The sequence below is a fragment of the Trebonia sp. genome (assembly GCF_049794275.1).
Classification (GTDB): domain Bacteria; phylum Actinomycetota; class Actinomycetes; order Streptosporangiales; family Streptosporangiaceae; genus Trebonia.
On the sequence record NZ_JBARCR010000703.1, the window covers coordinates 1 to 3,296 of the forward strand.

2 protein-coding genes are annotated in these 3,296 nt (G+C 68.9%); both read left to right on the plus strand.

What is annotated here, in order from left to right; all coding sequences use genetic code 11:
* The first annotated feature begins 196 nt into the window (after positions 1-196).
* Positions 197-2,119 (plus strand): hypothetical protein, encoded by a 1,923-nt coding sequence (locus WA805_RS18730; protein WP_425242972.1) that lies wholly within the window; start codon positions 197-199, stop codon positions 2,117-2,119.
* Between the two features lie 70 nt (positions 2,120-2,189).
* The gene (locus WA805_RS18735) at positions 2,190-3,143 is read left to right on the plus strand and encodes an FKBP-type peptidyl-prolyl cis-trans isomerase (RefSeq protein ID WP_422289429.1); all 954 of its coding nucleotides are present in this window, start codon (positions 2,190-2,192) and stop codon (positions 3,141-3,143) included.
* Positions 3,144-3,296 lie beyond the last annotated feature (153 nt).

Sequence of the window (3,296 nt, forward strand, 5' to 3'; positions counted from 1 at the left end):
CAACCGGGCCAGGAGTGAACCACGGCCGGATCGCTGCGACGTTTCCGTGCCCGTCGTCGATGTGAGCTGCACCCTGCTCGTTCCGTCCTGTGGAGGTAGATCCGGCTGGTTCAGGCTACTCTGTGACAGGTTAGGCCGGGATGTCGTCCCGAATGGGGACGGCCCGAAGAGATGACTGACAAGATGATTGCCAACTATGCCTAACACCGCGCCGGGAGCGCAGCGGCTGGCCGGGGGCGTCGACGAAGACGCTTCGCCCCAGGCTCCGGCGCGCCCAGCCACGCGAGCGTGGCGCTGGGCCGCCGTAGCCGTGTTCCTGCTTGTGGTCGTCGTGCTCTTCGACGCCTACCTGCACCTGTCGGGGACGTACGCGGAGAACTCCGACGAGGCCAACATCTTGCTGATGGCCAACGACATGCTGCACGGCAACGTGACGCTGTCCGGGTGGAACGTCTCCGACGTGCCGTTCATCACTACCGAGCTGCCGCAGATCGCGGTGCTCGTGGGCATATTCGGCCTGCGCCTGGGCACCGCGCACATCGCGGCCGCCATGACCTACACCCTCGTGGTGGCGGTCGGCATGCTGCTGGCGAAGGGCAGGGCACGCGGCTGGCCGGCCGTCGCGCGGATGGCGCTCGCGCTCGCCATCATGCTCGCACCCCAGCCGGGCGTCGGCATCTTCGTGGTGATCTTCTCCGTCGGGCACATCGGCACCGCGGTTCCCGTGATGCTGACCTGGCTGGTCATCGACCGGCTGTGGCCGCCGGGGCGGACGACCGTGGCGGACCTGCGGCGGCGCTGGTATGTGCCGGTAATCGTCGCCCTGCTGCTCGGCTGGGCCCTGATGGCCGACCCGCTGGTCCTCGTGATCGCGGTTCTTCCCCTGCTGGCGGTCTGCCTGATCAGGGTGGTGTCCAGCGCGGTGGGCGGCGCGCGCCGTGGCGGCGGGCTGCGCGGGCTGCGCCAGGGCATCGCGGACCGCCTGTTCGAGGTATCGCTCGCGGTCGCCGCCGGGATCGGCTACGTGATCGTGCTGATCGGCAGAGGGGTGCTCAGCAGCGCGGGCGGCTACCACCAGCAGCCCGTCCTGTACGCCCTCGACGCGACCCGCACGTGGTTCTGGCACTCCCGGGTGGTGGTGCACGGGCTTCTGGAGATGTTCGGCGCCTACTTCGTCCCCGGGCAGGACCCGCAGTACCCGATGACCCACCTGGACCAGGCCATCGCGCTGACCCGCCTGGTCACCGTGGTGCTCGCCGTCTGGGGGGCGTGCGCCATCGCGCGCCGGATGTTCTTCCGCGACGCGGACTTCGTCAGTCAGCTGCTGCTCGCGGGCATCATCGCGAACATCTTCGCCTACATTCCGAGCACGTTCGCGGCCCACACCGCGCTGAACACCAGGGAGATCGCGCCGGTGTTGCCGTTCGCGGCGGTGCTCGCCGGGCGGATGCTCGGCGACCGGCTCGTCTCAGGTCCGCTCGCCTCGGTAAGACTGCCGCGCTTCGCCAGGTCCTGGGCCGGCGGCGGCGCCGCGAGCGCGCACAGCCTGCGGGTCCGGCTGATCGCGATACCGCTGGTGGCGCTGTTCGGCTGGTACAGCTACGGGCTGTTCCGGCAGGCGAATACCCCGCCCGCCCCTGAGCCGCTTGCGAAGCTCGCGACGTTCCTCGAGAACAATCACCTGCACTACGGGCTCGGCGGCTACTGGGAAGCGAGCGTGCTCACGGTCGAGACGGGCGGCACCGTCACGGTGCGGGCGGTCACGCCGGCCTGCATGCAGCCGTACAAGTGGGAGTCCAAGCCGAGCTGGTACGACGCGAAGCTCAACTCGGCCAACTTCCTCTTGCTCAGCCAGGAGCCCGGGTACTTCACCCAGTTCGCCGTCAACGGCGTCGCGCTGCAGCTGCTGAACAACTGGTACGGCCCGCCGGCCTACCCGGCCGGCTGGCCGCATTACTACAGGTTCGGCGGCTACTACTGGGCCCCTGCGTCCAAGCCGCCGCACGAGCTCGTGAAGATCTACTACTACACCGCGCGCGAGTACCCGGGAAACCTGCTCACGCAGCTGTCGCGGATCGCTAAGGTGATGAACAATCCGCCGACCGTCGCGTGCAGTTAGTCCGGGTACCCTTTACCGGAACACCAGAAAGCCGGGGCCTGAGCTCACGGCCGAATCCGAGAGGTTCTTGATGCGACGCGCAGCCGCGCTTGTAGCGCTCCCCTTGCTCGCAGCCGTGGCCGTCGCCGGCTGCAGCTCGTCGTCCTCGGCTAAGTCGAGCCCGTCGGCCGCCACCACGAACAGCGTGGTGACCGCCACGGGGAGCTTCGGCGCCGCTCCGAAGGTGACGATTCCCTCGGAGAAGGCAGCGCCAGCGCTCTTCACGAAGACGGTCATCCAGGGCAGCGGCACGAAGCTGACCACGGCGCAGACCCTGGAAGGCAACTTCGTGCTCTACGACTGGAGCGGCACGACGCACAAGCTGCTCGGCAGCACGTACGGCTCGAGCGGGCCGACGCTGTTCGCCGGCCAGATGATCCCCGGCCTGGAGACGGCCCTGATTGGCCAGAAGCTCGGCAGCCGGGTGCTCGCCGTGATCCCGCCCAAGGAGGCCTTCGGCAACTCGGGGAACTCGTCGATCGGCGTCAAGGGCACGGACACGCTGGTCTTCGTCATCGACCTGGACAAGTCGTACAGCAACACCGCCGGCGTACCTGGCGCGCAGACTTCCAACGGCGGCGGCGCGCTGCCGACCGTGACCACGGCCACGGGCAAGGCGCCGCTCATCACGATCCCGGCCAGCTCCCCGCCGAAGTCTCTCACGGTCAAGACCCTGATCAAGGGCACCGGGCCGGTGGTGAAGAGCAGCCAGGAACTGATGGTGCAGTACACCGGCGTCATCTGGCGCACCAAGAAGGTGTTCGACTCCTCCTGGTCGCGTAAGCAGCCGTACACGACCGAAATCGGCGTCGGCCAGGTCATCAAGGGCTGGGACACCGGGCTGGTCGGCCAGACCGTGGGCAGCCGGGTGCTGCTGGTCATCCCGCCCGCGGACGGCTACGGCACCCCCGGCTCGCCGAGCGCGGGCATCAAGGGCACCGACAGCCTGGTCTTCGTCGTCGACATCATCGCCGCCGTCGGCTAACCGGCTCGCGCCGGCTCGCGCCGGCTAATCCCGCTAGACCGCCAGCAGGCCGGCCGCTACGCGGCCGGCCGCGGCGGCCGCGAGGAAGTACGCGAGGTCCTCGTCAAGGTCGCGGCCCATCGTGGACAGCGGCACCGGGCACGCCCGCAAGGC